We start from the raw sequence: 4,725 nt of genomic DNA on the forward strand, positions 1-4,725 counted from the left end.
TTTCTAGGACGAGTATTCAGTGACATGGCAACTTGATTTAAATAATGCTGATCTGCCTGATTTAAATCAATCCCTTTAGGTAAATATTGCCTAATTAAACCATTCATATTTTCGCATGTGCCTTTTTGCCAAGGTGAATGTGGGTCACAGAAATATACATCTATGCCTAAATCTTCTTCGAGTATTTTATGTTCTGACATCTCGCGTCCACGGTCATAGGTCAACGTTTTACGCAGTTCTGCAGGTAAATATTTCAGAGCTTCAGTTAAAGCCTTGCGCACTGATTCTGCCTTTGCATCAGGTAATGTTGCCAAGATACAGAGCCGTGTATTTCGTTCAATAAGTGTTGCTATCGAACTTTTATTGTCTTTACCTTTAATTAAATCAGCTTCCCAATGACCCGGTATTTTTCTTTCTTGAACTTCGGCTGGGCGCTCATGAATAGTTTTAATATCCTGTAATATAGAATCTTTTTTAGGTTCACCGTTAGCTTTTCGCTTTTTATTTTCATGACGCAGACAGGATAATAAGTCTTTTTTCAACTCACCCTTGGGTAATGCTCGTATCGTTGAATAAATCGTTGTATGGCTTACATTCATTGTTTGATCCAAATCAGGAAATGTCTTTAAACGCTTTGCTATTTGCTGAGGAGACCATAAACAACGGATCGCTTCAACAATAAATTTCCAGAGGATTGAATCGATTTTGAGTTTTCTGTGACCACGTCTACGTCTAGCGAAGGTGTTATCAGAAGCATATCGAGCTTGATAAACGTCATTGATGCTATTTCTTTTAAGCTCACGATAGATCGTACTAGGATGTCTTTTAATGAGTTCAGCAAATTTTCTGGCTGAAAAGCCTTCTTTTCTTGACTCAAGCATTAATGCAGTACGATCTTCAAAGTTAAGATGATGGTATGACAATTTTATATACTCCATAAACCCTTTAAATTAATTAGGTGGTTTATGTCGCACTTCAAGTTTTACTCTGCCAAGGTTGAGTTGAAATATCCTTTTCAGCATAACTCACCTGTGCCATCAAACTTAAAAGTAATACTGCTCCACTACACCATTTATTATTCTTTTGCATGTGTATTTACTCTCTAACATAAGTATTAAGGCTGCCAAGCAAACTGCTTTAAGTCAACTTTACCATTTAACAAATAAACACCTTCAGCTTCCAATTTTAATTGCTGAATATTTTCACCTTTTTCATTAAATTTACTTAGGCTAATTTTGCCTTGAGAATTAATCACACGATACCAAGGAACTTGATGATCAGCTTCAAGATGTTTCAAAACATAGCCCACTAATCTCGCATGTTTTGGTAATCCTGCCATACGAGCCACTTGTCCATAGGTTGCAACTTTTCCGTAAGGAATCAAAGCAATGACTTCTAAAATTTGCCGATGTAGTTCATACTGAGTTGTCAAAATGGACTCCATAAAAATTGACATCATTCATATCATATAAAAAATTTTGAACAAAACTAAATGCAATCCAAGGTGGGCTTGAGGGAAATCTGCATGAAAAAAACATTACTAGTGATTACTGGCACTTTACTATGCGTTTCTTGTACTACACGCCCTCCTCTTCCTTTAGGAGAAACACCTAAAGTCTCTACAGATGGCCGCCCTATTATTCCAGTCACTTTTGTTTTTACAACCAACTCTCCCGAAGCTACAAAGTTTGATAATTATCAACAGATGCGTAAGGAAATTAAAATATTAAATAAATACTATGTAGATGATAAAAATAATAAAATTTTTAAATTTAAATTACATCGTTATATTCCTTATGAAGAGTTTTCAAAATTACATTGTGATTTAAAACAACAGATTAATCAGCCCTACCCAATTACGAATGAAACTATCCCTGCCAGTGTAAATACGTGTTTTCCGAAACGAACTGCAAGTAAAGAAGTGATTGTTTTTATTTATGATGCCTACTCAACGAAATGGAAATTTGAAGATGTAACGAGTAGAGCCTATCGTAATAATGGCAAACCCTTTATTTTATTAGACTGGAACCGCCTCAATTATAATATTCAGGCTGGTAGCGTGCATGAAATGGGACATGTTTTTGGTCTAAAACATGTTTGTGCACCAAAAGCTACAAAACGTACTCCAACAAACATCATGGCAAGCGCCGAATGTAAATTAGGCAGTGGTGGCTTAAGAAATTTAGGATTTACGCCAGTACAACTTCAAACTATTTTATCGACATACAAACAATATCCCTAAAATTTAATTTCAATATATGGCCCTAAGTTATCTTGGGTAGCGATGTAATTTTCAAGGGTCAGTGAAGATGTCATGTAAGTACTAGCTTTTAAGAAATCTTCAGCATCTACTGGATACGGCTGCCAAAATGTTTTCAAATTATTGATGTAAATTGGATAAAGACGAAGTAAGTCTTTTGACAAATCTAACCTTGCTATACAGCCAAATGGTAAAGCATTATGTTTTTCATATTCGCCATTGCTATTAAACACAGCATTGCCAATACCAAACACGACTGGCTTTTGGTTGATGATCTGGATAGGTTGAATAGTATGAGCACCATGACCAATGATCAGGTCAGCACCAGCTTGGGTTAAAATCGCAGCAAGCTTATTCTGCTCTTTTGTAATGGGCTTAAAGTCGACACCCCAATGGCAAATAACAATAATTTTATGTTCAGGATGAGCCAGCCTATAGCGACCTATTTGTTCAAGCAAAACACCATTTAAACACGCCACTCCACTCTTATGACCTAAAGCATAAAAATTATAATCGAGATAGGGAGTGTCTCTGTGCCAGTATCCGTTAAAAATAGCATAGCGCTTATTTTCAAAAGAGAGTTCAAAGTAGTTATGAGCATCTTTTTGGTTTACGCCAGCACCAATATAAGAAATGTTAGCCTGATCCAACTGTTGTAATGTATAGGTCAGCCCACGATCCCCATAGTCTTTTAGATGGTTGTTTGCCAACACCACATGATTAAGGTGAATATTTTTGAATGCTGCTAATGTTTGTTCAGCATCAGCTTTAAGAATAAAAGACTTTTTATGGCCTAAAGGAGATTGGTTTTCTAAAGAAAATACCGCTTCAAAGTTAGCAATATTTAAGTCATGTTCACCTAAAAAAGCTTTTATTTTTTTAAAAGAATAGTCATATCCATATTGCTGCAGAGCATCCGTTTGTCCTCTCGCCTTACGCTTTTTAGTGTAGATTTCCCCAAAGTAGGTATCCCCCAAAATGTTAATAATGCCACTTGGAGCAGAGCAAACTTTAGGTTGTACGTTCTGTGCTTGAAAACAAGCATAGTAAGGAACCAGGTGCTCAGCACGATGAATATCATCTAAGAATAAAAAGAAACCGATCGTTTGGTTTTCTTCCAAGAACGTCAGATAAATTTTTCTAAATGAGTTTGTAAGATATAAGACCTCTACTACATTCTGTCCCATTAATGGTGTCTGAGGGAGATAAGACTTTCCTTGAAAATTCAGCTCTTTTATAAAGAATACTTTTTTTATTTCATTGGGATAGCTATAAATTTTTCTGAGCAATAAAAACAAATGCTTTAGCTGATTTTGGGTAGCTTCATTTTTTAATTTTAAGTTATAGGCAGCGGCTCTTTTAGAGAAAATTAAAGATGGGCGAATTCAAACATGAGGTGCGACAGTTTCAAAAGCCATATGATAATCAACAAGCTGAGCAAATTTCTCTAATGGTGTAAGCCAATCTAACGCCTTTCTAGGACGAGTATTCAGTGACATGGCAACTTGATTTAAATAATGCTGATCTGCCTGATTTAAATCAATCCCTTTAGGTAAATATTGCCTAATTAAACCATTCATATTTTCGCATGTGCCTTTTTGCCAAGGTGAATGTGGGTCACAGAAATATACATCTATGCCTAAATCTTCTTCGAGTATTTTATGTTCTGACATCTCGCGTCCACGGTCATAGGTCAACGTTTTACGCAGTTCTGCAGGTAAATATTTCAGAGCTTCAGTTAAAGCCTTGCGCACTGATTCTGCCTTTGCATCAGGTAATGTTGCCAAGATACAGAGCCGTGTATTTCGTTCAATAAGTGTTGCTATCGAACTTTTATTGTCTTTACCTTTAATTAAATCAGCTTCCCAATGACCCGGTATTTTTCTTTCTTGAACTTCGGCTGGGCGCTCATGAATAGTTTTAATATCCTGTAATATAGAATCTTTTTTAGGTTCACCGTTAGCTTTTCGCTTTTTATTTTCATGACGCAGACAGGATAATAAGTCTTTTTTCAACTCACCCTTGGGTAATGCTCGTATCGTTGAATAAATCGTTGTATGGCTTACATTCATTGTTTGATCCAAATCAGGAAATGTCTTTAAACGCTTTGCTATTTGCTGAGGAGACCATAAACAACGGATCGCTTCAACAATAAATTTCCAGAGGATTGAATCGATTTTGAGTTTTCTGTGACCACGTCTACGTCTAGCGAAGGTGTTATCAGAAGCATATCGAGCTTGATAAACGTCATTGATGCTATTTCTTTTAAGCTCACGATAGATCGTACTAGGATGTCTTTTAATGAGTTCAGCAAATTTTCTGGCTGAAAAGCCTTCTTTTCTTGACTCAAGCATTAATGCAGTACGATCTTCAAAGTTAAGATGATGGTATGACAATTTTATATACTCCATAAACCCTTTAAATTAATTAGGTGGTTTATGTCGCACTTCAAGTTTTACTCTGCC

Annotated in this window: 4 protein-coding genes and 2 pseudogenes; 1 reads left to right on the top strand and 5 read right to left on the bottom strand. The window is 36.0% G+C overall.

Annotation, left to right across the window (positions count from 1 at the left end):
• The 3 genes and pseudogenes from MKL51_RS11060 to MKL51_RS11070 all read right to left on the bottom strand — a co-directional run.
• The coding region (locus MKL51_RS11060) for an IS30-like element ISAba125 family transposase (protein ID WP_079396101.1) at positions 1 to 938 on the bottom strand (938 nt) is incomplete at its 3' end.
• Between the two features lie 52 nt (positions 939 to 990).
• Positions 991 to 1,089: pseudogene (locus tag MKL51_RS11065) on the bottom strand (hypothetical protein); the annotation flags it as partial.
• Positions 1,090 to 1,114: 25 nt separating this feature from the next.
• Entirely contained in the window at positions 1,115 to 1,444 is a 330-nt protein-coding gene (locus MKL51_RS11070) for an MGMT family protein (RefSeq protein WP_002115572.1), read from the bottom strand.
• 81 nt (positions 1,445 to 1,525) lie between these two features.
• On the opposite strand from MKL51_RS11070, the gene MKL51_RS11075 reads away from it, so the two are divergent.
• On the top strand, positions 1,526 to 2,242 hold the full coding sequence (locus tag MKL51_RS11075; RefSeq protein ID WP_032007545.1) for a metalloprotease: 717 nt from the start codon (positions 1,526 to 1,528) through the stop codon (positions 2,240 to 2,242).
• On the opposite strand, the pseudogene MKL51_RS11080 reads toward MKL51_RS11075, so the two are convergent.
• Positions 2,239 to 3,633 (bottom strand): annotated as a pseudogene (locus MKL51_RS11080) (CapA family protein); the annotation flags it as partial. The gene MKL51_RS11075 and the pseudogene MKL51_RS11080 overlap by 4 nt on opposite strands.
• 12 nt (positions 3,634 to 3,645) lie before the next feature.
• On the bottom strand, positions 3,646 to 4,671 hold the full coding sequence (locus MKL51_RS11085) for an IS30-like element ISAba125 family transposase (protein WP_004994718.1): 1,026 nt from the start codon (positions 4,669 to 4,671) through the stop codon (positions 3,646 to 3,648).
• Between the last annotated feature and the right edge of the window lie 54 nt (positions 4,672 to 4,725).

The organism is Acinetobacter sp. AOR18_HL (assembly GCF_027855145.1).
GTDB lineage: Bacteria > Pseudomonadota > Gammaproteobacteria > Pseudomonadales > Moraxellaceae > Acinetobacter > Acinetobacter pittii.